Annotated in this window: 21 protein-coding genes and 1 tRNA gene; 17 read left to right on the top strand and 5 right to left on the bottom strand. The window is 66.9% G+C overall.

The features are described 5' to 3' along the window. The first annotated feature begins 3 nt into the window (after positions 1-3). The 8 genes from O3656_RS04305 (at position 4) to O3656_RS04270 (ending at position 9,281) form a co-directional block, all read left to right on the top strand. On the top strand, positions 4-2,061 hold the full coding sequence (locus O3656_RS04305) for a dipeptide/oligopeptide/nickel ABC transporter permease/ATP-binding protein (RefSeq protein WP_500062781.1): 2,058 nt from the start codon (positions 4-6) through the stop codon (positions 2,059-2,061). Continuing rightward, positions 2,058-2,918, top strand: a complete 861-nt coding sequence (locus tag O3656_RS04300; protein ID WP_500062780.1) for an ABC transporter ATP-binding protein — start codon at positions 2,058-2,060, stop codon at positions 2,916-2,918. The genes O3656_RS04305 and O3656_RS04300 overlap by 4 nt, the downstream gene beginning before the upstream one ends. Positions 2,919-2,920: 2 nt before the next feature. Beyond that, on the top strand, positions 2,921-3,838 hold the full coding sequence (locus O3656_RS04295; protein WP_500062779.1) for a dihydrodipicolinate synthase family protein: 918 nt from the start codon (positions 2,921-2,923) through the stop codon (positions 3,836-3,838). A gap of 108 nt (positions 3,839-3,946) precedes the next feature. Next, positions 3,947-4,867 (top strand): ROK family protein, encoded by a 921-nt coding sequence (locus O3656_RS04290; protein ID WP_500062778.1) that lies wholly within the window; start codon positions 3,947-3,949, stop codon positions 4,865-4,867. 9 nt (positions 4,868-4,876) lie between these two features. Continuing rightward, the gene (locus tag O3656_RS04285; RefSeq protein WP_500062777.1) at positions 4,877-5,551 is read left to right on the top strand and encodes an N-acetylmannosamine-6-phosphate 2-epimerase; all 675 of its coding nucleotides are present in this window, start codon (positions 4,877-4,879) and stop codon (positions 5,549-5,551) included. 92 nt (positions 5,552-5,643) lie between these two features. Continuing rightward, positions 5,644-6,885 carry an MFS transporter gene (locus tag O3656_RS04280; protein WP_500062776.1) on the top strand — a complete coding sequence of 414 codons (1,242 nt, stop codon included), beginning with the start codon at positions 5,644-5,646 and terminating at the stop codon, positions 6,883-6,885. Between the two features lie 119 nt (positions 6,886-7,004). Beyond that, positions 7,005-7,994 carry an NADP-dependent oxidoreductase gene (locus tag O3656_RS04275; protein WP_500062804.1) on the top strand — a complete coding sequence of 330 codons (990 nt, stop codon included), beginning with the start codon at positions 7,005-7,007 and terminating at the stop codon, positions 7,992-7,994. 72 nt (positions 7,995-8,066) lie between these two features. Beyond that, on the top strand, positions 8,067-9,281 hold the full coding sequence (locus O3656_RS04270; protein ID WP_500062803.1) for a UDP-N-acetylmuramate dehydrogenase: 1,215 nt from the start codon (positions 8,067-8,069) through the stop codon (positions 9,279-9,281). 434 nt (positions 9,282-9,715) lie between these two features. Here O3656_RS04270 and O3656_RS04265 read toward each other — a convergent pair whose 3' ends face one another. The 5 genes from O3656_RS04265 to O3656_RS04245 form a co-directional block, all read right to left on the bottom strand. After that, the gene (locus tag O3656_RS04265; RefSeq protein WP_500062775.1) at positions 9,716-10,111 is read right to left on the bottom strand and encodes a ribonuclease HepT family protein; all 396 of its coding nucleotides are present in this window, start codon (positions 10,109-10,111) and stop codon (positions 9,716-9,718) included. Then, entirely contained in the window at positions 10,108-10,578 is a 471-nt protein-coding gene (locus O3656_RS04260) for a helix-turn-helix domain-containing protein (protein ID WP_500062774.1), read from the bottom strand. The genes O3656_RS04265 and O3656_RS04260 overlap by 4 nt, the downstream gene beginning before the upstream one ends. Positions 10,579-11,340: 762 nt before the next feature. Beyond that, positions 11,341-12,423, bottom strand: a complete 1,083-nt coding sequence (locus O3656_RS04255) for an adenosine deaminase (protein ID WP_500062773.1) — start codon at positions 12,421-12,423, stop codon at positions 11,341-11,343. A gap of 3 nt (positions 12,424-12,426) precedes the next feature. Beyond that, positions 12,427-13,236, bottom strand: coding sequence for an alpha/beta hydrolase (locus tag O3656_RS04250; protein ID WP_500062772.1), 810 nt, complete (start codon positions 13,234-13,236; stop codon positions 12,427-12,429). Continuing rightward, positions 13,236-14,441 (bottom strand): pyridoxal phosphate-dependent aminotransferase, encoded by a 1,206-nt coding sequence (locus O3656_RS04245; protein ID WP_500062771.1) that lies wholly within the window; start codon positions 14,439-14,441, stop codon positions 13,236-13,238. Before O3656_RS04245 ends, O3656_RS04250 begins: the two co-directional genes overlap by 1 nt. A 181-nt stretch (positions 14,442-14,622) precedes the next feature. On the opposite strand from O3656_RS04245, the gene O3656_RS04240 reads away from it, so the two are divergent. The 9 genes from O3656_RS04240 (at position 14,623) to O3656_RS04200 (ending at position 22,090) form a co-directional block, all read left to right on the top strand. Then, a tRNA-Trp gene (locus O3656_RS04240) sits at positions 14,623-14,695 on the top strand. A 34-nt stretch (positions 14,696-14,729) separates the two neighbouring features. Continuing rightward, entirely contained in the window at positions 14,730-15,026 is a 297-nt protein-coding gene (secE, locus tag O3656_RS04235) for a preprotein translocase subunit SecE (protein WP_500062770.1), read from the top strand. Positions 15,027-15,103: 77 nt separating this feature from the next. After that, a complete protein-coding gene (nusG, locus tag O3656_RS04230) occupies positions 15,104-15,886 on the top strand; it encodes a transcription termination/antitermination protein NusG (RefSeq protein WP_500062769.1) in 783 nt (260 codons plus the stop codon). 159 nt (positions 15,887-16,045) lie between these two features. After that, positions 16,046-16,477 carry a 50S ribosomal protein L11 gene (rplK, locus tag O3656_RS04225; protein ID WP_060566375.1) on the top strand — a complete coding sequence of 144 codons (432 nt, stop codon included), beginning with the start codon at positions 16,046-16,048 and terminating at the stop codon, positions 16,475-16,477. A gap of 68 nt (positions 16,478-16,545) precedes the next feature. Beyond that, positions 16,546-17,253 carry a 50S ribosomal protein L1 gene (gene rplA, locus O3656_RS04220; protein WP_500062768.1) on the top strand — a complete coding sequence of 236 codons (708 nt, stop codon included), beginning with the start codon at positions 16,546-16,548 and terminating at the stop codon, positions 17,251-17,253. Between the two features lie 197 nt (positions 17,254-17,450). Continuing rightward, a complete protein-coding gene (locus O3656_RS04215; protein ID WP_500062767.1) occupies positions 17,451-18,050 on the top strand; it encodes an MptD family putative ECF transporter S component in 600 nt (199 codons plus the stop codon). After that, positions 18,043-18,819: an energy-coupling factor transporter transmembrane component T family protein gene (locus tag O3656_RS04210; protein ID WP_418912645.1), complete on the top strand. Its 777-nt coding sequence runs from the start codon at positions 18,043-18,045 to the stop codon at positions 18,817-18,819. Before O3656_RS04215 ends, O3656_RS04210 begins: the two co-directional genes overlap by 8 nt. Beyond that, a complete protein-coding gene (locus tag O3656_RS04205) occupies positions 18,816-20,273 on the top strand; it encodes an ABC transporter ATP-binding protein (RefSeq protein WP_500062766.1) in 1,458 nt (485 codons plus the stop codon). Before O3656_RS04210 ends, O3656_RS04205 begins: the two co-directional genes overlap by 4 nt. After that, on the top strand, positions 20,270-22,090 hold the full coding sequence (locus tag O3656_RS04200; protein ID WP_500062765.1) for an ABC transporter ATP-binding protein: 1,821 nt from the start codon (positions 20,270-20,272) through the stop codon (positions 22,088-22,090). The genes O3656_RS04205 and O3656_RS04200 overlap by 4 nt, the downstream gene beginning before the upstream one ends. Position 22,091: the final 1 nt, after the last annotated feature.

Below are 22,091 nucleotides of genomic sequence, written 5' to 3'. Positions count from 1 at the left end.
GGCATGAATCAGAAAGAAAAGCTCGGCAAGGTCACCGCGAAGGGCGCGCGTTTCTCGCGCATCGGTGCGATGTCCACCGGATCGAAGATCGCAATGGGCATCCTTGCCCTCATTGTCCTCGCCTCGGTCCTGTCGCCCTTCATTTCTCCCTACGGTCCCGATCAGATTTTCGACAAGTGGAGCGCCCCGTCCGGCGAGCACCTGTTCGGAACTGATCACGTCGGCCGCGACATTCTTGCTCGCGTCCTGTACGGCGGCCGTTTCTCCCTGCTGATCGGCCTGTGCTCGACCCTGATTGCGCTCTTCTTCGGTGCGATCATCGGTTCGATCGCAGCCGTCGTGCGCAAGTCCTTCTCCGAAGCGATCATGCGCGTCATGGACATCGTGATGGCGGTCCCCGGTATCGCGATGGCAGCCGTCTCCGTCCTGGTCTTCGGTCGCACGCTGTCCAAGTCCGGTAACACCTTCGGCCTGGTCCTCGTGATCATCTGCTCGATCGCCTTCGTGTACATCCCGCAGCTGTCGCGTATCGTTCGCGCGAACGTCATGGCCGCCTACGGTGAAGACTACGTCCGCGCGGTGATCGTCTCCGGTGCCCGCGCTCCCTGGATCCTCACCAAGCACGTCATGCGTAACACGGCCGCCCCGGTCCTCGTGTTCGCGACCGTCCTCGTCGCCGACGCGATCATCCTCGAGGCCTCCCTGACCTTCATCGGTTCGGGCCTCCAGGCGACCACCGTGGCCACGTGGGGCAACGTCCTGTCCGAGGCCTCGTCGAACCTGTCGGTTCTGCTGGGCAAGTGGTGGACCGCGTTCTTCCCCGGCCTGTTCATCATGATCACGGTCCTGTGCCTCAACATTTTGTCTGAGGGCATCACCGACGCCATGGTGGCGGCACCCGCGTCGGCGGCTGTCGCCCAGGTCGATAAGGACTCCGACCGTGAGGCCGACAAGCTCCTGCTTGACCCGCGCCGCGCCTACGCCGAGCAGGCCGCATCCCTGCAGGCCCGCCTCGACGACCTCGAGACCGTCGAAGAACAGCGCTTCGATCGCTTCGAAGCCGACTTCGAGAAGACCCCGCTGCTTGAGGTCAAGGACCTGTGCATCAAGTTTGATCGTCACGGCGACGTCAACGTCGTCGACCACGTGTCCTTCAAGGTCCGCCCCGGCGAGACCATGGGCCTCGTGGGCGAGTCCGGCTGCGGTAAGTCGATCACGGCCCTGACCATCATGGGCCTCATTGATCCCAAGGCCGAGATCACGGGCGAGATCCTCTACGAGGGTGAGAACCTGCTGTCCAAGTCCGCCGAGGAGCGTCGCGCGCTGCTCGGTCACGAGATGGCCATGATCTACCAGGACGCCCTGTCGTCCCTGAACCCCGCCATGCTCATCAAGGCTCAAATGAAGCAGCTGACCAGCCGCGGCGGCACCCGCAGCGCCGAGGAACTCCTCGAGCTCGTGGGCCTGGATCCCAAGCGCACCCTCGAGTCCTACCCGCATGAGCTCTCGGGCGGCCAGCGCCAGCGCGTTCTCATCGCCATGGCCCTGACCCGCGACCCGAAGCTGATCATCGCGGACGAGCCGACCACCGCCCTGGACGTCACCGTCCAGAAGCAGGTCATCTCGCTGCTCAACGAGCTGCGCGAGAAGCTCGGATTCGCCATGATCTTCGTGTCCCACGACCTGGCGCTCGTTGCCGAGGTGGCACACCACATCACCGTCATGTACGCCGGCCAGGTCATCGAGCAGGCCCCCACGAAGGAACTGCTCACGCACCCGACCCACGAGTACACGCGCGGCCTGCTGGGTGCCGTCCTCTCGATCGAGTCCGGTTCCGGCCGACTCCACCAGGTCCCCGGCACCGTGCCCTCGCCTCGCGACTTCCCGAAGGGTGATCGTTTCGCCCCCCGGTCCTCGCACCCCGATTACGGACTGGATATTCGCCCGGTCCTCACCGAGGTCGGTCCCGAGCACGTGTACGCGGCTCTCCCGCCCCGCGACGAGGTTCTCGTGGCGAGCGAGACCATCATCATCGAAGAAGGTCAGGAGGACGCGCGATGAGCCCCGAAACTCTGATTGTTGAAACCGAGACGATGATCGCCACATCCGAAGCTCCGATCATCGAACTGAAGGATGTTGAGGTGACCTTCACCTCGCGTACCGGCTCCCTGTTCAAGCCCAATAAGGTCCACGCGGTGCGTGGCGTCAACATGCGCATTGAGCGCGGACAGACGCTCGGCATCGTCGGCGAGTCCGGCTGTGGCAAGTCCACGACCGCGAACGTCATGTGCGGTCTGCAGATGCCGTCGAAGGGCAAGGTGTTCTTTGGTGGCAAGGAGGTCACGAAGCGCAGCGCCGCCGCCCGCCGGGAAATCGGACGCGTCGTCTCCGTGGTCTTCCAGGACCCCGCGACGGCCCTCAACCCCCGCATGCACGTCGCCGATCAGCTCGCTGACCCGCTGCGCGTGCACCACATTGGGGACGAGGCCTCGCGAGCCAAGCGCGTGCGCGAACTGATCTCGCTCGTCGGCTTGCCCTCGAGCGCCCTCGACGCGCTCCCCGGACAGCTCTCGGGCGGCCAACGCCAGCGCGTGGCCATCGCGCGCGCCCTGTCCATCGGCCCCGACGCGATCATCGCCGACGAGCCCACCTCCGCGCTCGACGTGTCGGTGCGCGCCCAGATCCTGAACCTGCTCACGGACCTCAAGAGGGACCTGGGCCTGGCGATGGTTTTCATCTCGCACGATATCCAGACCGTGCGATACGTCTCTGACCGAATCGCCGTGATGAACGGCGGCAAGGTCGTCGAAGAAGGGCCGGCCGCGCAGCTGCTCGCCGACCCGAAGGACCCCTACACCCGCAAGCTCCTGGGCGCCGCGCCCTCGCTCCTGCACCCCAACCTCGAAGGAGAGAAGTAATTATGTCTTCGAAGATCCGTGGCGTTGTCCCGCCCCTGGCCATCCCGCTCAAGGACGGCGAGCTCGACGTCCCCTCGCTCGAGCGTCACATCAACCGCCTGATCGAGGCCGGCCTCGACGGCCTGTTCGTGTCCGGCTCCACCGGTGAGGTCGCGTTCTCGACCGCCGAGCGCCGCGCCCAGATCCAGCGCGAGGCCGTGCGCATCGTCGACGGCCGCATCCCGCTCCTGGTCGGCGTTATCGACACCGAGACCGAGCGCGTCATCGAGAACATCAAGGCCGTGGAGGAGATCGGCGGCGCTACGGGCGTCGTCGCGACCGCCCCGTTCTACGCCCTGGGCGGCGAGACCGAGGTCGAGCGCCACTTCCGCATCCTCAAGGAGAACACCAGCCTCGAGCTGTGGGCCTACGACATCCCCGTGTGCGTGCACACGAAGCTGTCGCCCGACCTGCTCATGCGCCTGGGCCGCGACGGCGTCATCGACGGCGTCAAGGACTCCTCCGGTGACGATGTCGCGTTCCGCTGGCTGTGCCTGGCCAACGAGGCCGCCGGCCACCCGCTGCAGCTCCTCACCGGCCACGAGGTCGTCGTCGACGGCGCCTACATGTCCGGCGCGGACGGCTCCGTGCCCGGCCTGGCCAACGTGGACCCCGAGGGCTACGTGCGCCAATGGCAGGCCTACGAGCGCCGCGACTGGGAGGCCGTGCGCGCCGAGCAGGACCGCCTCGCAGAGCTCATGCGCATCGTCCAGGTGAAGGGCGTGCAGGGCTTCGGTGCGGGCGTCGGCGCCTTCAAGGCCGCCCTGCACCTGCTCGGCGTCTTCGATTCGCCTGAGATGCCGCGCCCGGTTGCCGCCATCGAGGGCGACAACATGGAGCATGTCGCGTCCGTGCTGCGCGCGGTCGACCTGCTCTCCTGATACGTCGACGAGGCCGGGGCACTTCCGTTCCGCATATTGCGTGCCTTCGGGCGCGCGCCCCGGCCTCGTCGATTTTCTTATACCCCTTTTCAATTCGTAAGGATCCTCATGACTACGCTCCTTGCCCTCGACATCGGTGGCACCAAGGTCGGGTGGGGCATCGTCGAGGCCGGTGACACCTACGAGGTCACCGAGCGCGGATCGATCCCCACCGACGCGATGCGCGGCGGAGCGGACGTGGCGGCTCGCATCTGTGACCTTGCCTCGTCCCTGGTCGCCTCTCACCCGCAGATGAGCGGTGTCGCGGTCGCCAGCGCCGGCGTCGTCGACCCTGCTACCGGCGACATCGTCTCCGCGACGGGCACGATGCCCGGTTGGGGAGGCACCCCCCTGGGCTCTCTGCTTCAGGAGGCAACCGGCCTGCCCGTGCGCGTCCTCAACGACGTGCACGCGCACGGCCTGGGCGAGGCCACGCTCGGCGCCGGCCAGCCCTACCGCTCCGTCCTGTCGATCGCCGTCGGCACTGGCATCGGTGGCGCCCTCGTCGAAGACCGCCAGGTCTCCTTCGGGTCGCGCGGCATCGCCGGGCACGTGGGCCATATCCACCACCACTTCGCCCCCGACATGACGTGCTCGTGCGGCCGCAAGGGCCACATCGAGTCTTTCTGTTCGGGATCGGGCATCACGGCCTGGTACGACTCGCTGCGCGGCGAGTCCGACCCCGAGGTGGACGGCGGGCGCGCTCTGCAAGAGCTTGCCGAATCCGGCAACGCCCTGGCGGCCGCCTGCTTCTCCCGCTCCGCGTTTGCGCTCGGCGAGGCCACGGCCTCGTTGGTCAACTGCGTGGACCCGGCCGTCGTTATCCTGTCCGGGTCGATGACCCGCTCCGGTGACATCTGGTGGGACGCCCTGCGCGGTGGCTTCGCGGCCTCCGCGATGACGCCCGTCGCCGCCACCCCCATCCTCGTTGGTTCCCTCGGTGGCGACGCGCCGCTGCTCGGAGCCGTTTCCTTCTTCCTGCACTCATAGGAGTTCACCATGCACCCGCTCATTGCAAACCTGAAGGGTAAGCTCATCGTCTCCGTCCAGGCGTACCCGGGCGAGCCCATGCGCCACCCCGAGACGATGGCGCAGATCGCCCGCGCCGCCGAGATCGGTGGAGCCGCCGCCATCCGCTGCCAGGGCCTGTCCGACATTTCCGCGATCAAGGGCCGCGTCGACGTGCCCGTGATCGGCCTGTGGAAGGAAGGCCACGAGGGCGTGTACATCACCCCGTCGCTGCGCCACGCCCGCGCCTGCGTCATGGCCGGCTCCGACATCGTCGCCCTGGACGCGACGGGCCGCCCGCGCCTGGACGGCCTGAGCTTCGCGCAGACCGTTGCGGCCCTGCGCGAGGACGGCACCCTCGTCATGGCCGACTGCGGTTCCTTCGAGGACGCCCAGCGCGCCGTCGACGCCGGCGTGGACATCGTGTCCACGACCCTCGCGGGCTACACGGGCGACCGCGTGAAGACCGACGGTCCCGACCTGGAGCTGCTGCGCGAGGTCGTCGCCGCGTTCCCGGACGTTCCCGTGATCTGCGAGGGGCGTGTTCACACGCCCGAGCAGGCTGCCGCGGCCATCGAGGCCGGCGCGTTCGCCGTCATCGTCGGCACCGCCATCACGCACCCCACGTCGATCACGACGTGGTTTAAGGCGGCCGTCGAGGGCTGAGTCCCTGTCCCTGTCGAGTGGGGGCGGGCGGGTGATCAACACCCGCCCGCCCCCGCTGACATTTGCAACTGGCGGCGCGTATATTACCCAGCATGTCTGTCCCATCTTCGCGTGCTCGCGCTGCCCTTCGCGCCACAGGCGTCGTCTACGTGTGCCTCGGTTTCGGCACCTCCGCCTGGCTCTCGCGCCTGCCCGACGTCCGCGACGATCTCGGGCTGACCCCGGCGACGATCGGCACGATGCTGCTCATCGCCTCCCTCGGCTCCCTGCTGACGCTGCCGACCTCCGGTCCGATCGTCACCACCATCGGCGCGCGGGCCTCGGGCCGCATCGGCGTGCTCATCTGGGCTCTGGGCATCGTTTGCGCGGGGGTGGGCGCGCTCAACGTCTCGATCCCGCTGGCCACCGCCGGCCTCGTGCTGATCGCGGCCGGCAACGGCCTGTGGGGCGCGACCATGAACATTGAGGCCGGCCTCGTCCAGGCGGCCGTGCGCCGCACCGTCGTGCCCGTCATCCAGGCGATGTACGCGGTCGGTATGCTCGGCGGTGCCCTCCTCGGTGCCCTCGCCGCCCAGCTCGGCCTGCCCCTCGGCGCCCACCTTTTCGGACTGGCGGCCCTCGAGCTTCTCGCTTGCGGGACCGCCGTCGGTTTTTACCTGACGAAGGAGGAGGTCGCGGCCCTCGCACCCGCGCAGGATAAGGGTGAGGGGAAGGATGCCTCGCAGCGCAAGGCGAAGGGCCTCACCCGGGTTGCCTGGCGCGAGAAACAGACTGTGCTCATCGCCCTCATGGTCATGAGCGCCGGCCTCATGGAGGGCGCGGCGAACGACTGGCTCAACCTGTCCATGGTGGATGGCTACGGCTACTCGACCGCGGCGGCCTCGGCGGCGTTCGCGTTTTTCCTACTGATGATGACGATCGTGCGCTTCGCGTCCCCGCGCCTCGAGGCGCGCCTGGGATCGCCGAAGCTGCTGCGCATCACCTTCTCCGGCGCGGTCGTCGGCCTGCTGCTCGTGGCCTTCGCGCCGCACCACCTGTTCGCGGTCGCGGGCATCGCCCTGTGGGGCATCGGTTCGGCCCTCGGCTTCCCCCTGGGCATTTCGGCGCTCTCCGTCGACCCCGTGATGACGCCCGCGCGCGTCTCGGTGCTGTCGACCGTCAACTACGGTGCGGCCCTCATCGGCCCGCCGCTCCTCGGCCTCATCGCCGACCACATCGGCTACCACCGAGCGCTGGCCTTCGTGGCTCTGCCGGTCCTCCTCGCGATCGTCCTCGCCGGGCAGGTGCCCGACCGCCGCGGGACGAAGCACACGGACCTCGCCTTCGGCGACTAGAAGGCGGCTTCTCGGGCTTGTCCTTGAGCCTTCCGTCCGCGACAGCGCAGGCGTATCCTGGTGTACGAGCACGCTTGTGACGTGGCGCTCTGTTTCGCTGCGATGGAAGAAGAGGAATGATGGCGCGAATCATCGGCTACCGTCGTTTTGGAGGCGTCGAGGTCCTCGAGGAAGGCTCGGTGTCACTCCCCGCGCCCGGAGAGGGACAGGTGCTCGTCACCGTGCGGGCCGCCGGCATCAACCCCGTTGACTACAAGCTCTTCGGTGGATTGACGAGGCCCCTCGAGATCCTCCGCACCATCGTTCACCCCGGCCGTTGGTTCGCTCGCGGCAAGGAGCGGCCGCTACGGGGCGTGGGACAGGATTTTGCCGGCGTCGTGGCGGCCGTCGGCCCGGCGGTGAGCAACGTGGCGGTGGGCGACGAGGTCATCGGTCTCCTGCGCGCCGCCCCCTGGCAGGTGCGCGAATATGGTTCGCTCGCGACCCAACTCGTTATTTCCGCCGACAACGTCGTGTCCAAGCCCGCCTCCATGAGCTTCGACGTCGCCGGAGGGCTGGGCGTTGCCGCGCAGACCGCGATGGGCGCCATGCGCAGCGTGAAGGCCGACGCGGGTGACGTCATCGTGGTTGCTGCGGCCGCCGGAGGAGTGGGCGGCCTCGTCACGCAGCTGGCTCTCGCCCGCGGCGCGACCGTCATCGGTGTCGCCGGTCCCTCGAACGCCGACTACCTGCGTTCTCTCGGCGCGATTCCCGTCTCCTACGGCGAAGGCATCGAGCAACGCATCAAGGACGCGGTGCCCTCGCCCGTCACTGCCTTCATCGACTGCTTTGGCGGCTACGCGTCACTCGCCCACAGCCTCGGCGTCCCGGGAGAGCGCGTGGGCACTCTCGTTCCAACTCCCGCGATAGCCCTGCGTCGCGCGCGCTTTACCGGTGGGCGGGACGGGAAGATCGCCGACATCGCAACGGTCGCGGACCTCATCGACCGCGGGATGGTGAGCCTGACCATCGCGGGTACCTATCCGTTCGAGCTGGAGCAGGTGCGCGCCGCCTACTCCGAGCTGATGGGCGGCCACGTGCGCGGCAAGATCGTCATCACGATGGACTGAGCCCGTCGCTGCCTCTGGTGACCGCGCGGTGCCCGGTCGGGCAGGCCACGGCCTCGTCGTCCGTGCGAACCCATCTCAGAGCGCGCTGTCCCGCTGTCCCTGCCATGGCCTCGTCGTCCGAGGGCACTCTGGTGCCCCTTAGCTCAGGTCCGCGCCGGGGTTAGGCCGAACGCGCGGCGTGCGACTAGGCTTAGGGGCATGACGACCCTTGCTGATCTGACGACCCTGCGCGTGGGCGGCCCCATCGCCGAGTACGTGCGCGTTTCTACGACTGACGCCCTCGTGGATGCCGTCGCCGCGGCCGACGCTGCTGGCGGCCCGCTCCTCGTCGTGGGCGGAGGGTCGAACCTGCTGGCCTCCGACGCGCCCTTCGAGGGCACGGTCGTCGACGTGCAGCCCTTCGGTGAGGTCGCCGCCATCATCCACGAGGACCCCGCCGGATCTGTCGTCGCGCGCGTCGGCGCGGGTACGGTCTGGGACGAGTTCGTCTCCTGGACGCTGGCAGAGGGCCTGTCCGGCGTCGAGTCGCTCTCCGGCATCCCCGGCACCGTCGGCGCCTCCCCGGTGCAGAACGTGGGCGCCTACGGCCACGAGGTCTCCGAGACCATCGAGAGCGTCGAGGCCTACGATCGCCTGACGGGCATCGTTGTGCGCCTGCTGCCCTCCGACCTCGGTTTCGCCTACCGCTCCTCGGCGATCAAGCGCAGCGTCGGCGAGCCCGGCCTGAACGACCGCCCGTGGGGGCCGACTGGCCGCTGGGTGGTCCTGTCCGTGGACTTCCGCCTCGAGCGCTCGGCCCTCAGCGCCCCCGTCATGTACGCCGAGCTGGCGCGACGCCTCGGAGTCGAGGCCGGGTCGCGCGCTGATGCCTCCCCGGTCCGCTCCACCGTCCTGGATCTGCGCAGCGGCAAGGGCATGGTCCTGGACGCGGAGGACCACGACACGTGGAGTGCCGGTTCCTTCTTCACGAACCCGATCCTGCCCGAGGACGTGGCAGCCACCCTGCCCGAGGGCGCGCCTCGCTTCAAGGCGGGGGAGGGCCTCGTCAAGACGAGCGCCGCCTGGCTCATCGATCACGCGGGCTGTGGCAAGGGCTTCCACCTGCCCGAGGCCGGGGATCCGCCGCGCGCGTCCCTGTCCACCAAGCACGTGCTGGCCCTGACGAACCGCGGCGGCGCGACGAGCGCCGACATCGAGGCCCTGGCCCGCGCCGTGCGCGAGCATGTCTTTGAGGCCTTCGGCGTGACCCTGGTCCCCGAGCCGGTCACGGTTGGTATCACCTGGTAGCGGGTCACCCGGTAGGTGTTGCATCAACCGGTAGCGTTTGCGTCACCTGGTCGTTGTTGCATCAATCGTCGTTGGTATCTTTCCGGTGATCCCATAGAGGTGCGTCCCTAAATTTCGCATGCAATTCCCCGGTGGGTGTCCGGGGACACCCCCTGAAAACCGCGGAATATCAACGTTCTGGTTTCAAAGTTTGAAGGAGGTGCGGGGGAATTGCATGCGAGATTGTGGGAGAACTGTGCTGATCCTGCGCTCGCGGATAGTTCGCGGGTGTGCGGGGAGGGGCGTCGTCAATGAAGTAAGCCTGCGCTCGCGGATCTGTTACGCGGATAGGTTGTCACGATGCGGATAGGTTGTCACGATGCGGATAGGTTATCCGCATCCGGATAGGTTAATAACCTATCCACATCTTCATAACCTATCCGCGTGCTCATAACCTATCCGCGTGAGGCTGCGGCGCGCAGGCGCTCGATCATGTCGGGCACGTTGCGGGTAACGGCCGTCCACAGGAGTTGGTCGTCCATGTTCTGGTACCCCGAGTGTGCCGCGATGTTGCGGGTCGTGCGCAGGGCGCGCTTCTCAGGCGAGGTCAGGGTATCCATGTAGGGTGCGTACTCTTCGCGTTCCAGGAACGCGGCCAGCCGGATGATCACCATGCAAGCCGAGTCGTACTCCGGGCAGTCGGCGCTAAAGGCCTCAACGGGGACAGCGGCAACTCGCTTGACACGATGGGCGATGACGTCGAGTTCGCGCAGGAAGTTCTCAGCGTCGAAACTGGGCGCGTGTCTGCGCGCCACTCGCGGTCGAGGGGTGAAGGAAGCGGACTCGCTCATAGCGCCACGGCCTCGTCAACGGCAGTTCGCAGTGCCTCGGGTACGTGAGTGTCCGCGTGAACCTCCGTCGGGAAGCCGGTGAGCTCGCTCGCGAACGATGCGATGTCCGCTAACTCGAACAGCGATAGCTCGCGGGTGGGCGTGCCGATCAGGTCAATGTCTGACTCGAATCCGTCCGTTCCCCGGGCAACCGAGCCGAAGACGCGGAGGGAACCGAGGCCTCGTTCCTGGGCGTAGCTGCTGATGGAAGGCGCATAGCGGGCGAGCGGTACGGAGGGGCGGTAGTCGGCGACGCGGAGGATGCGTTCGAGCAGCTCGGCGGAGACTGCGCGCTTGCCGGACTCGATCTGCGCGAGGGTCGACTGGCTCATCCCGGTCATCCCCGCCAGCTCGGCCTGTGTGAGGGATGCGTCCTGACGTGCAGCGCGCACGAGGGACGGCGCATCGTCACGACGAAACCGGCTCATGCCTCCATGATAGTGCACGCGTGCACTATTGGTGAAGTGGTCGTCGGTAGGTACGAGGCCGGGGCCTGCAGTCGTCCCGAGGTGGCCGACTCGGGCGGTTGGATGGGAAAGAAATAATCGGACTGAGAGAGATCCCCATATTTCGCATGCAATTCCCCGGAGCGTGTTCTGTAGCACCCCTCGAAAACAGCGGAATATCAACGTTCTGGTTTCAATGTTTGAAAGAAGTGTGGGGGAATTGCATGCGAGATTGCGGGGGCGTGGAATCTTGGGGGTGTTGAGGAGAAGCTTGCCTGCGCTCGCGGATCTGTTACGCGGATAGGTTGTCACGATCCGGATAGGTTATGCGCATCCGGATAGCTTAATAACCTATCCATATCTTCGTAACCTATCCGCGTGTTCATAGCCTATCCGGATGCGAACCGTCGGTCGCCGAGGTGGTCTGCGATTTGGGCATCGCTGTGGCTGTGGGCCACGGGGACCGGGTAACGGCTGTGTTTGCATTCTCCCATAAATCCCGTCGATACCGTCGATACCGCAGGTTCCGCTGAGACCTCCCCACATTTCGCATGCAATTCCCCGCAGGGCATCCCGGGACATTGTCTGAAATCCGTGGAATATCAACGTTCTGGTTTCAATGTTTGAAAGAAGTGTGGGGGAATTGCATGCGAGATTGTGGGGGAAGTGGGCGCACCCCACACAAGTACGACTCACTACACCGTGGGTGTCGCAGTGCTACGCCGCGTGCACCCCGCGACAGTCCTACGCCACGGGCTCGGCCGCCAGCCACGCGTCGATATCGGCCTTCCAGGCCGCCTTGCGCGAGGGCGAGGCCAGCGACGCGTCGATAGAGGAGCGCGCCAGGTCTGCCAGGGCCTCATCGGACAGGCCAAACACGTCGCGCGCGACCTCGTACTGTGCGACCAGGCGCGAGCGGAACAGCAGCGGGTCATCGGCAGCCAGCGCGATACGAGCGCCGGCCGACAGCAGTGTCGGCAACGGCACCTGCGAAAAGTCCGTGTACACGCCCAGGTGCACGTTCGACGTCGGGCACACCTCCAGGGCGATGCCCGCGTCCACGACGGCATTCAGCAGATCCGGGTCCTCACTCGTGCGCACCCCGTGCCCGAGGCGGGCGGGCGCCAAAGTGGAGACGACCTCGCGCACGGAGGACGGGCCCAGGAGCTCGCCGCCGTGCGGAACACCCACGAGCCCCGCGCGGCGCGCGATGCGGAACGCCGGAGCAAAAGAAGCCGTCGAACCCACGCGCTCGTCGTTCGACAGGCCAAAACCCACGACATCGCCGGGACCATCCCCAGCAAACGATGCGGCCAGGCGCGCGAGCGTGCGCGCGTCCAGAGGGTGCTTCATGCGCGACGCTGCGACGATCACGCCGATGTCGACGCCGGTATCGCGCGAGGCCGCTCGGGCCTCGTCGATGATGATTTCCAGGGCCGGGGTGATGCCGCCAACGTAGGGCGCGTAGGACGTGGGGTCGGCCTGGATCTCCATGCGCACCGACCCCTCGGCGGCGTCGTCTTCGGCGGCCTCGCGGATCAGGCGGCGCATCGCGGCCTCGGAGCGCACGAGGTGACGCGCGGAATCGTAGGCGCGCTGGAAACGGAACCACCCGCGCCCGTCGGCCGGCATGGAGGCCGCGTCGATGTGCAGCAGGTGTGGGGGCAGGCGCACGCCCTGCGTGCGCGCCATCTCGACCATGGTCGTGGGCCGCATCGCGCCCGTGAAGTGCAGGTGCAGGTGGGCCTTGGGCAGGGTCGTGAGGTCACGCCTGCCCGGTGGGGTGGGGCGCGGGGCGGTGAGGTTCGGCACCGCGGGCGTGGCCACGGCTCAGTGCTCCCCGAGCCAGATGATGATGTCGCGGATCAGGCCGGGGCCCTCGGGCTCGTTGAGGAGCTCGTGGTAGGCGCCATCAATGATGCGCAGGTGAATGTCGGCATCCGGGTGAGCGGCGCGTGCCCCGCGCACGAGCTCGCGCGAGCCGCGCAGGTCCGCCATCAGGTCGTGCGACCCGTGCATGACCAGGATCGGCGAGGCCAGGCGGCCGGCGCGGGCGATGACCTCGTCGCCCTGAATGATCATGGTCGCGCCCGTCAGGATCAGCACGCCGCCCTTGTAGGTGAGCGGATCCGCATCGAAGGCGCGCTGGACCTGCGGGTCGCGCGACAGGGGAGAGACCTCCATGTCGGACGCGCCCTTCGCCACGACGAGGCCGGGGCGCAGCCGCGCGATCGGCAGAAGCCTGCGCGCCTGAGAGGGGGAGACGTGGGGGAGGGGACGCAGGGCGGGCGCGGACAGAACGGTACCGCGCAGCCGCGTCGGGTCGAGGATCGTGGAGGCGGCCGCGATGATGCCGCCCATGGAGTGTCCGAACAGGAACAGCTCCGGCGTGCGCGCGTGGGCGAGGGCCGCCCGGCGCGCATCGCCGAAGTCGCGGATCAGCGCACCCACGTCCACGCGGGCGCGGGGACCGTCGGAGGTCCCGTGGCCCGCGTGGTCGTAGTAGGCGACGTCGTAGCCGGCGCGGGTGAGCGCGGAGCGCAGGTGGGCGTAGCGCCCGCAGTGTTCCGCGTACCCGTGGGCGAGGAGGACCGTCCCGAAGGGGGCCTCCTGCGCTGTCCGTTCGAACGAGACGTGCATCAGGCGAAGAGCTCCTGCACGCGGGTGATGCCCTCGACGAGGTCGTCGTCGGACAGGGCGTAGGAGAAGCGCAGGAAGCCGGAGGGGCCGAAGGCCTCGCCCGGAACCGCCGCGACCTCGACCTCGTCGAGGATCAGGTCGGCGAGCTCGCCCGACGTGTTGGCCACGCGGCCGCGGATCTCGCGTCCGAGCAGGCGCTCGACGGAGGGGTAGACGTAGAACGCGCCCTTGGGGGTGGGAACGTCGAAGCCGTCGATCTGGCGTAGCATGTCAACGATCGTGCGGCGGCGACGGTCGAAGGCGACGCGCATCTCGTTCACGGCGTCCAGGGAGCCGGACACGGCGGCGCGCGCGGCCTCCTGCGCGATGTTGTTGACGTTGGAGGTCAGGTGCGACTGGAAGGACAGCGCGGCCTTGATGACGTCGGAGGGGCCGATCATCCAGCCCACTCGCCAGCCGGTCATCGCGTAGGTCTTGGCCACGCCGTTGAGGATGACGGCCTGGTTCGCCAGTTCGGGCACCAGCTTGACGATGTGCGCGGTCTGCGCGTCCTCGTACAGCAGGTGCTCGTAGATCTCATCCGAGATGACCCAGATGCCGTGCTCGAGGGCCCACTGGCCGATCGCGGTCAGCTCCTCGGGCGTGTAGACGCTGCCCGTCGGGTTGGACGGCGAGCACATGAGCAGCACCTTCGTGCGGGGGGTGCGCGCGGCCTCGAGCTGCGCGACGCTCACCTTGTAGTCCTGGTCGGCACCCGCGAACACCTCGACGGGGGTCGCGCCGGCGAGCTTGACGACCTCGGGGTACGTGGTCCAGTAGGGGGTCGGCAGGATGGCCTCGTCGCCGGGGCCCAGCAGCGCGCCGAAGGCCTGGAAGACTGCCTGCTTGCCGCCGTTGGTGACGACGATGTCGGCGGGGGAGACCTCGTAGCCGGAGTCGCGCAGCGTCTTGGCGGCGATGGCCTCGCGCAGCGCCGGGAGGCCGGCGGCGGGCGTGTAGCGGTGCATCGCGGGGTTGCGGGCGGCCTTGACGGCGGCCTCGACAATGTAGTCGGGCGTGGCGAAATCGGGTTCGCCGGCACCGAAGCCGATCACCGGGCGGCCGGCGGCCTTGAGGGCCTTGGCCTTCGCATCCACGGCCAGGGTCGCGGACGGGGTGATGGCGTTGAAACGATCAGAGACACGGGTGCGAGGAGTATTGGTCACCCCTCCATGGTCCCACGTCGCGCGCGCGTGTGGCGGGGAGCGCACGCAATGCGCGCGTGGGCTACCTCTCATTTACGAGGTCGGGGCTGGTATTTCGGGGCGCGCGACCTCTGGCTGTGGTTCTCGGGTGGACAAAGCGCCGCATGATCCACTAATGTTCGTCAGGCAGGTTTTCCTGCGTAGGGCAGTGGCGCAATTGGTAGCGCACCGGTCTCCAAAACCGGCGGTTGTGGGTTCGAGTCCCGCCTGCCCTGCGGATTAGGCTGATCATTTCGTAGGAGGATTCCCATGGCCGATCGTGTTGCCTCGGACGCTGAATCCTCGCGCCGAGATCGCACTAAGAGCGCTGCCACCCGCAAGCGTGGTGACGCCGACAAGGAACAGAACAAGCGTCCCGGTTTCTTCGGCGGCATCTGGCTGTTCTTCAAGCAGGTCATCGATGAAATGAAGAAGGTGACCTATCCGACGGGATCCGAAACCTGGACATACTTCGTTGTCGTCGTTGTGTTTGTCGCCGCAATCATGCTTTTCGCTGGCCTACTCGACTTCGGATTCGGTAAGCTAAGTGCATTGATCTTCGGCTGAGACCGACGAACCCGCCCGCAGGATACTGCAGGCGGGTTTCTTCTACGGTCCGGCCCCATTTGCAGGAGGGAAACGTCGTGAGCGACGAAAACTACACCGAGGAACAGGCTTTCGAGGAGCACCAGGAAGAGGTCCAGCAGGAGAGTGCCGAGGCGCTGGCCGACGGAGCCGCCCAGGAAGTCGTCGATGAGGTGACCGAGGAGGTCGCCGAGAAGGAGACCGAATCGGACGACGAGGCCCCTGCCTCGGCCGAAGAGGAAGCGATCGCCAAGCTGCGCCGCAAGCTCTACATGTCTCCCGGCGACTGGTACGTCATCCACACCTACTCTGGCCACGAGCGCAAGGTGAAGGCGAACCTCGAGCAGCGCATCACCACGCAGAACATGGAAGACTACATCTTCGCCGTCGAGGTCCCGGACGAGTACGTCATGGAGTACCGCGGCACCACGAAGAAGCGCGTGCGTCACGTGCGCATCCCCGGCTACGCGATCGTCTGCATGGACTTCAACGAGGCCTCGTACCGTGTCGTCAAGGAGACCCCCGCCGTCACCGGCTTCGTGGGCGACCAGCACAACCCGGTCCCGCTCTCGATTGATGAGGTCGTCATGCTCCTGACGCCCAACGTCCTCGAGGAGGCCGCCGAGGCCGCCAAGGATCAGCCCGCACCCGTCCAGGTCGTCCAGACCCAGTTCGAGGTCGGCGAGATCGTCACCGTCACCGACGGACCTTTCGAGACCATGTCGGCCACGATCTCCGAGATCATGCCCGAGACCCAGAAGCTCAAGGTCCTCGTCACCATCTTCGAGCGCGAGACGCCGCTCGAGCTCGGCTTCGACCAGGTGGAGAAGCTCGAGCAGTGACATCACGCACCCGGACTTGGGATCGAGCCCGGAATCGCGTTATGATTCACTTTTGTGTGCGTAGGGCGCACTATGCCCGCTGAAACCCAGTGAGCAGTGCCCGACGCTCCGCCTGACCGGCACCCGTCGGTCAGAACTTCAGAAGAAAGACCCGCATTCATGGCACCGAAGAAGAAGGTCACCGGCCTGATCAAGCTTCAGATCGCAGCCGGCGCCGCAACCCCCGCACCGCCCGTCGGCCCCGCACTGGGCCAGCACGGCGTGAACATCGTCGAGTTCACCAAGGCTTACAACGCGGCCACCGAGTCGCAGCGTGGAAACATCATCCCCGTTGAGATCACCGTCTACGAGGATCGTTCCTTCACGTTCGTCCTCAAGACGCCGCCCGCCGCTGAGCTCATCAAGAAGGCTGCTGGCATCCAGAAGGGTTCCGGCACCCCCAACACCGTCAAGGTTGGTTCGATCACGATGGATCAGGCTCGCGAAATCGGCCAGTCCAAGATGGCTGACCTCAACGCCAACGACATCGAGGCCGCGGCCAAGATTATCGCCGGCACCGCCCGCTCCATGGGCATCAACGTCGAGGGCTGACCTCAACCAACCCCCCGTGGTAGGGCAGGCGCTGCCCGACACCCACGACTGCAAGGAGAAGAAGCAGAATGACCAAGCGCTCCAAGAGCTACCGCGCAGCGGCCGAGAAGGTCCACGCGGACGTGCTGTACACCCCCTTCGAGGCCATGAAGCTGGCCAAGGAGACCACCGTCACCAAGTTCGATTCGACCGTTGAGGTCGTCTTCCGACTCGGTGTCGATCCTCGTCAGGCGGACCAGATGGTCCGTGGCACCGTTTCCCTGCCGCACGGCACCGGCAAGACCGCCCGGGTCTTGGTCTTCGCCGTTGGTCCGCGCGCTCAGGAAGCGATCGACGCAGGTGCCGACGAGGTCGGCGGCGACGAGCTCATCGAGAAGGTTGCCAAGGGCTACACCGACTTCGATGTTGCCGTTGCTACCCCCGACCTGATGGGCAAGGTTGGCCGCCTCGGCCGTGTCCTCGGCCCCCGTGGCCTCATGCCGAACCCCAAGACGGGCACCGTGACCATGGATGTCGCGAAGGCCGTCAAGGAGATCAAGGGTGGCCGTATCGAGTTCCGTGTCGACAAGCACGGCAACCTGGCGTTCATCGTCGGCAAGGCGTCTTTCACCGCCGAGCAGCTGACCGAGAACTACGCGACCGTCCTGGACGAGGTTCTGCGTCTCAAGCCGACCTCCGCGAAGGGTCGTTACCTGATCAAGGGCTCCGTCGCCACGACGATGGGCCCCGGCATCCCGCTGGATGTCACCAAGGTCAAGGACCTGCTGGAGAAGTGAGCTTAGCTCGCTGACGAAGCAATCCGGGTCCCCGCGCAGCCAAGCTGCGCGGGGACCCGCTTTTTGTCTCAAGGCCTGCCGTCGCTCGTCTGGGTAGCATGTGAGCTCTGTTAGGGACGTAGGTCACATGCTATTGATGGAGAGTAGGGTACCCTTAATTCGCTTGTATAAACCTATGTTTGTGAAGGGTCGCGAAAATGTCTCAGGTTGCGGGTTCGGGTGTCACGAAGGCGCGCTCGGCCGTCACGATTGGTGCTTTCACCGCCGTCTACTTTGTCCTCATGTGGTGCTCGGCGATGCTCGGCTTCTTCGGGCCGGCGTTCATGTTCGTCGGCGGGATTGTTGGCCTCCTCCTGAACGGGCCGGTCATCATGCTCATGCTGGTGCGTTCGCGCATGTTTGGGACGATGACGATCATGGCGGGCATCGTCGCCTTCTTCATGGTCGTGACAGGGCATGCGTGGGTGACCGTACCGGTCGCCCTCATTCTCGGTTTCCTGGCTGACCTTATCGCCCACAGTGGCGGCTATCTTAGTGCCCCTCGAAACATTGCAGCATACATGCTGTTTTCCCTGTGGGGGATTGGCCCGCTTGCTCCGATTTTCTTTGCTCCCGACTCCTACTACGCGGATGTCGCGTCCCAGATGGGCCAGGACTACGCGGATGGTATGCGTGCCCTCTTTAGCCCCGCGGTCATCAGCGTGTGGGTGGTTGTTACGATGATCGTCGCGTGCCTCGGCGGGCTTATTGGTCGTTTCTTGCTGCGCAAGCACTTCGCGAAGGCTGGCGTTGCCTGAGATCTCGCTCGCCGAGGACGCCCCAGGCCAGTTAGTGAGCAGGCTGGATCCGCGCACCAAGCTTCTTGCCCTCCTCGTCCTCAACGCGTTTGTCATGCGCGCGAGCCCCACGTCCACGCTGCTGGCGGTGCAGCTGCTCGCGGTGCTTGCCCTCCTGTGGGAGGTGGGTGGCGCCACCGCGGCGCGCACCGGGCTTGGGTGCCTCGTCTGCGACGCGTTTAGCCTCGGCTCGCCCCTCCTCGTCGCGTGGCTCGAGGGCATGGGGGCGCCGCGTAGCGTGGTCCTCGTGATCGGCACGTGCGCCGCGATCGCATTCTGGTTCGCGCGATTCTTCGCGGGCTTTGGCCTCGCCCTCTACGTGTACCGCACGACGCGGATCGGCCAGATGAAGGCAGCCCTGCGTGCGATTCACCTGCCGCGTGTGTTCGTCGATGCCCTCGTTGTCGCGTTCCGCGTCCTCCCGACGGTTGGAGCGGAGGCGGTCGCCATTCGCGAGGCGCTGGAAATGCGCGGCGTCGACCTCGGGATTCGTGGTGTTCTGCGCCACCCCCTCGTGATAGCCGAGCGCTTCCTCGTCCCCCTGCTGTCCTCCATCGCGCGCGTAGCCGACGACCTGGCGGCCTCGAGCGTCATTCGAGGCCTGGGTGGCCCCACGCTCCCCACCTCGCTGACGCGGCTGCGGGCCAGCGCCTGGGACGTGGTGGCCCTCGTGTGCGTCGCCGGCGTAGCCGCCATTGAGTTCAGCGCTTACCTCGGAGTACTCCCATGATTGACGTGGAATCCCTGTCGTTCTCCTACGTCAGTGAGCTGACGAGTGATCGCGTCGACGCGCTCTCCGGGGTTGACCTGTCCGCCCGGCCTGGCACCCTCACGCTCGTGTGCGGCTCCTCCGGCTGCGGAAAGTCGACGCTCATGCGGGCGCTCACCGGCCTCGTCCCCCAGATGACGCCGGGAGAGCTGGAAGGCGCGGTGAGGATCGACGGTCGCGACCTCGCCGAGGTCCCCCTGACCGAGGTCGGCCACCTCTGCTCGTCGGTCTTCCAGAATCCGCGCACCCAATTCTTCTGCGACACCGTCGCCGAGGAGCTGGCCTTCTGCGGGGAAAACTACGGCCGCGACCGCGAGACCCTCGTCGAGAGCAGCGCACGCGCCGCGACGCTCATGGGGATCTCGCACCTGATGAACCGCAAGCTCTCGACCCTGTCGGGTGGGCAGCTGCAGAAGGTGGCGCTTGCCTGCGCGCTGTCATCGGGTACCCCGGTCCTCCTCGCCGACGAGCCGACGTCGAACCTTGACCCCGACGCCATCGCCGACGTGCGACGCGCCCTCGCGATCCTCAAAGAACAGGGGATGACGATCGTCGTCGTCGAGCACCGCCTCCACTTCCTGCGGGCGCTCGCCGACCAGGTTCTCCTCATGGAAGGCGGAGCGATCACGCGTCGCTGGGGCGGCGAGGAGTTCTACTCGATGGGCGAGGAGGAACGCAGGTCGCTCGGTCTGCGGACCCTCGTGGACCCCGGACCGCCGCAGGCCTGGGTGGCCTCGCGGGGAACCGGGGCGAAAGCCTCGGCCGACGGGGACGCGGGCCTGTCCTGCCGGGACCTGAGTTTCGCCTACGGGAGTACTCCCGTGTTCGAGGGGTTTGACGCGGATTTTCCGGCCGGGAAGATTACCTGCATCGCGGGAGAGAACGGCGCCGGGAAAACGACCCTCGTGCGTGTGCTGTGCGGGCTGGCCGCTCCCGCTTCCGGGACGATCACCCTGGACGGCCAGGAGGTGAATCGCAGGCAACGCCGGGCCGCGTGCGCGCTCGTCATGCAGGACACCGGGCGACAGCTGTTCTCCGACACGCTTGCCGGTGAGCTCACAATCGGAGCATCCGAAGCCAGCGGCGAGGCCGGGGAGAAACTCCTCGCCGACTTCGACCTCGCGCACCTGGGAGAGCGCCACCCGCTGAGCCTGTCGGGCGGGCAGAAACAACGCCTCGTCATCGCTGCCGCGCGAGCAACCGGGCGCCGCATCGTCATCCTCGACGAACCCACGTCGGGCGTCGATGCCCGGCACCTCGACTCGATTACCGCCACCCTGCGCCGCATTGCCGAGGAAGGCGCGGCCGTCATCGTCGTTACCCACGACGGCGAGTTCGCCTCGGCCTGCGCGGACCGACTCATCACACTCACGCCGACGGGCACCACACGCGCCCGCGAAGGAGACCACCAATGACCGACACCGACGAGCGCGAGGCCGCCACTGCCTCGTCCCCGAATGCCCCGCGTGCCGACGCCGATCACCCCGACGACCCGCGCGCGGCTCACCTGGCGGGCCAACGCGCCTTCAAAGAACTGACCGCCCCTATCCGTGGGTCCATGATGGTTGCCCGAGTGCTCGGGTTCCTCTACGGTGCGCTCGCGGTCGCCCCCTATGTCATTCTCGTCCAGCTAGGCGAGGTGCTTCTTGCCGCAGCGCGCTCGGGGGTCTCACCTGACCGCGCCGAGGTGATGACTCTCCTCATGTGGCTGACCGGCGCGTTCGGCCTCCGATACGGTATCTACTTCGTCGCGCTGGCCGTCACCCACTTCGCGGACGTGCGTTTCGGGCACATCGTGCGTTCCCGCATGGTCAGTGTCCTCGCCGCCGCGCCCCTCGCTTGGTTTACCTCCACGAACTCGGGGGCCGTGCGCAAGGCCATCCAGGACGACACGCACGACGTACACACGGTCATCGCGCACGCGCCCGTTGAATCCGCGGCCGCAATCAGCGCGCCAGTCTCCCTGCTCATCTACGCCTTCGTCGTCGACTGGCGGCTCGGGCTCCTCTCGATCGCGACGCTGCCCCTCTATGGACTCCTCAATGCGTGGATGATGCGAGGCATGGGGGAGAAAACCGCGCAGATGGACCGACACCTCTCGCGCGTCTCGTCGACGATGGTCGAATTCGTGTCCGGCATCAGCGTCGTCAAGGCATTCGGAACCGTCGGGCGCTCACACGAGCGATTCACCCGGGCTGCCGAGGACTTCTCGCGCTTCTACGTCGACTGGTGCGGCCCGCTGCTGAAAGGCTCCGCGCTCGGGCAGGCAACCGTGTCTCCCTCCCTGATCCTGCTCGTCTCGACGGCGGGAGGGTCCGCGCTCGCGGCCTCGGGCATCGTGAGCCCGGTCCAGGTCATCACCTGCGCTCTCATTGCCCTCGTCATCCCGGCGGCCATTGAGGTGCTAGGCACGACGACGTGGGCCTACCAGATCGCCGGGGCCGCCGCGCTGCGCATCGTGGACCTACTCTCGGTCGCCCCGTTGCCCGCCGAGGGGAGTTCAGTGCCGAAGGGCGCTGACATCGAGATTGATGGTGTTTCCTTCTCCTACGGGTCAACTCTCGCGCTGGACGACGTGAGCCTGACGATCCCCGAGGGATCGGTGACCGCCCTCGTGGGTTCCTCCGGCTCGGGAAAATCGACGCTTGCGACGCTGGTCGCGCGCTTCGCCGACCCGGACCGGGGGGCTGTCCGCATCGGTGGGGTCGATGCGCGTGACATCGCTGCGGACGTCCTCTACCGGCACGTCTCCTTCGTCCTCCAGGACCCGCAGCTCCTCGACATCTCCGTGCGTGACAACATCGCGCTCGGAGTCCCGGACGCCAGCGACGAAGCAGTGTGGGCTGCCGCTGGGGCCGCTCGCATCGACGACTACCTGCGTTCCCTACCCCGAGGCCTCGACAGCGTCATCGGGGAAGATGCTCACCCCTCGGGTGGTCAGGCGCAACGCATCGCAATCGCTCGAGCCCTCCTCGTCGATGCGCCCATCCTCGTCCTCGACGAGGCCACCGCCTTCACCGACCCGGAAGCCGAAGCCGATATTCAGGCGGCGCTCACCCGCCTCGTCCAGGGAAAGACGGTCCTGGTCATCGCGCACCGCGCCGCCTCGATCGCGGGTGTCGACCAGATCGCCATCCTCGACGCTGGTCGTCTCATCGCGCTGGGCACGCCCGACCAGCTCGCCGATCATCCCTACATGCGTCGCATGAGCGCACCCGCGAAAGGACACTGAC

It is taken from the genome of Pauljensenia sp. 27098_8_83 (assembly GCF_041432695.1).
In the GTDB taxonomy this organism is placed as follows: domain Bacteria; phylum Actinomycetota; class Actinomycetes; order Actinomycetales; family Actinomycetaceae; genus Pauljensenia.
Note: the sequence above shows the minus strand (reverse complement) of the source record. Positions and strands in the feature narration are given on the sequence as shown.

Bases quoted from the DNA above. Each gene is read 5' to 3' on its own strand.
- O3656_RS04305 (WP_500062781.1), top strand. From the start codon at position 4: ATGAATCAGAAAGAAAAGCTCGGCAAGGTCACCGCGAAGGGCGCGCGT.
- O3656_RS04300 (WP_500062780.1), top strand. From the start codon at position 2,058: ATGAGCCCCGAAACTCTGATTGTTGAAACCGAGACGATGATCGCCACA.
- O3656_RS04295 (WP_500062779.1), top strand. From the start codon at position 2,921: ATGTCTTCGAAGATCCGTGGCGTTGTCCCGCCCCTGGCCATCCCGCTC.
- O3656_RS04290 (WP_500062778.1), top strand. From the start codon at position 3,947: ATGACTACGCTCCTTGCCCTCGACATCGGTGGCACCAAGGTCGGGTGG.
- O3656_RS04285 (WP_500062777.1), top strand. From the start codon at position 4,877: ATGCACCCGCTCATTGCAAACCTGAAGGGTAAGCTCATCGTCTCCGTC.
- O3656_RS04280 (WP_500062776.1), top strand. From the start codon at position 5,644: ATGTCTGTCCCATCTTCGCGTGCTCGCGCTGCCCTTCGCGCCACAGGC.
- O3656_RS04275 (WP_500062804.1), top strand. From the start codon at position 7,005: ATGGCGCGAATCATCGGCTACCGTCGTTTTGGAGGCGTCGAGGTCCTC.
- O3656_RS04265 (WP_500062775.1), bottom strand. From the start codon at position 10,111: ATGAGCGAGTCCGCTTCCTTCACCCCTCGACCGCGAGTGGCGCGCAGA.
- O3656_RS04260 (WP_500062774.1), bottom strand. From the start codon at position 10,578: ATGAGCCGGTTTCGTCGTGACGATGCGCCGTCCCTCGTGCGCGCTGCA.
- O3656_RS04250 (WP_500062772.1), bottom strand. From the start codon at position 13,236: ATGCACGTCTCGTTCGAACGGACAGCGCAGGAGGCCCCCTTCGGGACG.
- secE (WP_500062770.1), top strand. From the start codon at position 14,730: ATGGCCGATCGTGTTGCCTCGGACGCTGAATCCTCGCGCCGAGATCGC.
- rplK (WP_060566375.1), top strand. From the start codon at position 16,046: ATGGCACCGAAGAAGAAGGTCACCGGCCTGATCAAGCTTCAGATCGCA.
- rplA (WP_500062768.1), top strand. From the start codon at position 16,546: ATGACCAAGCGCTCCAAGAGCTACCGCGCAGCGGCCGAGAAGGTCCAC.
- O3656_RS04215 (WP_500062767.1), top strand. From the start codon at position 17,451: ATGTCTCAGGTTGCGGGTTCGGGTGTCACGAAGGCGCGCTCGGCCGTC.
- O3656_RS04205 (WP_500062766.1), top strand. From the start codon at position 18,816: ATGATTGACGTGGAATCCCTGTCGTTCTCCTACGTCAGTGAGCTGACG.
- O3656_RS04200 (WP_500062765.1), top strand. From the start codon at position 20,270: ATGACCGACACCGACGAGCGCGAGGCCGCCACTGCCTCGTCCCCGAAT.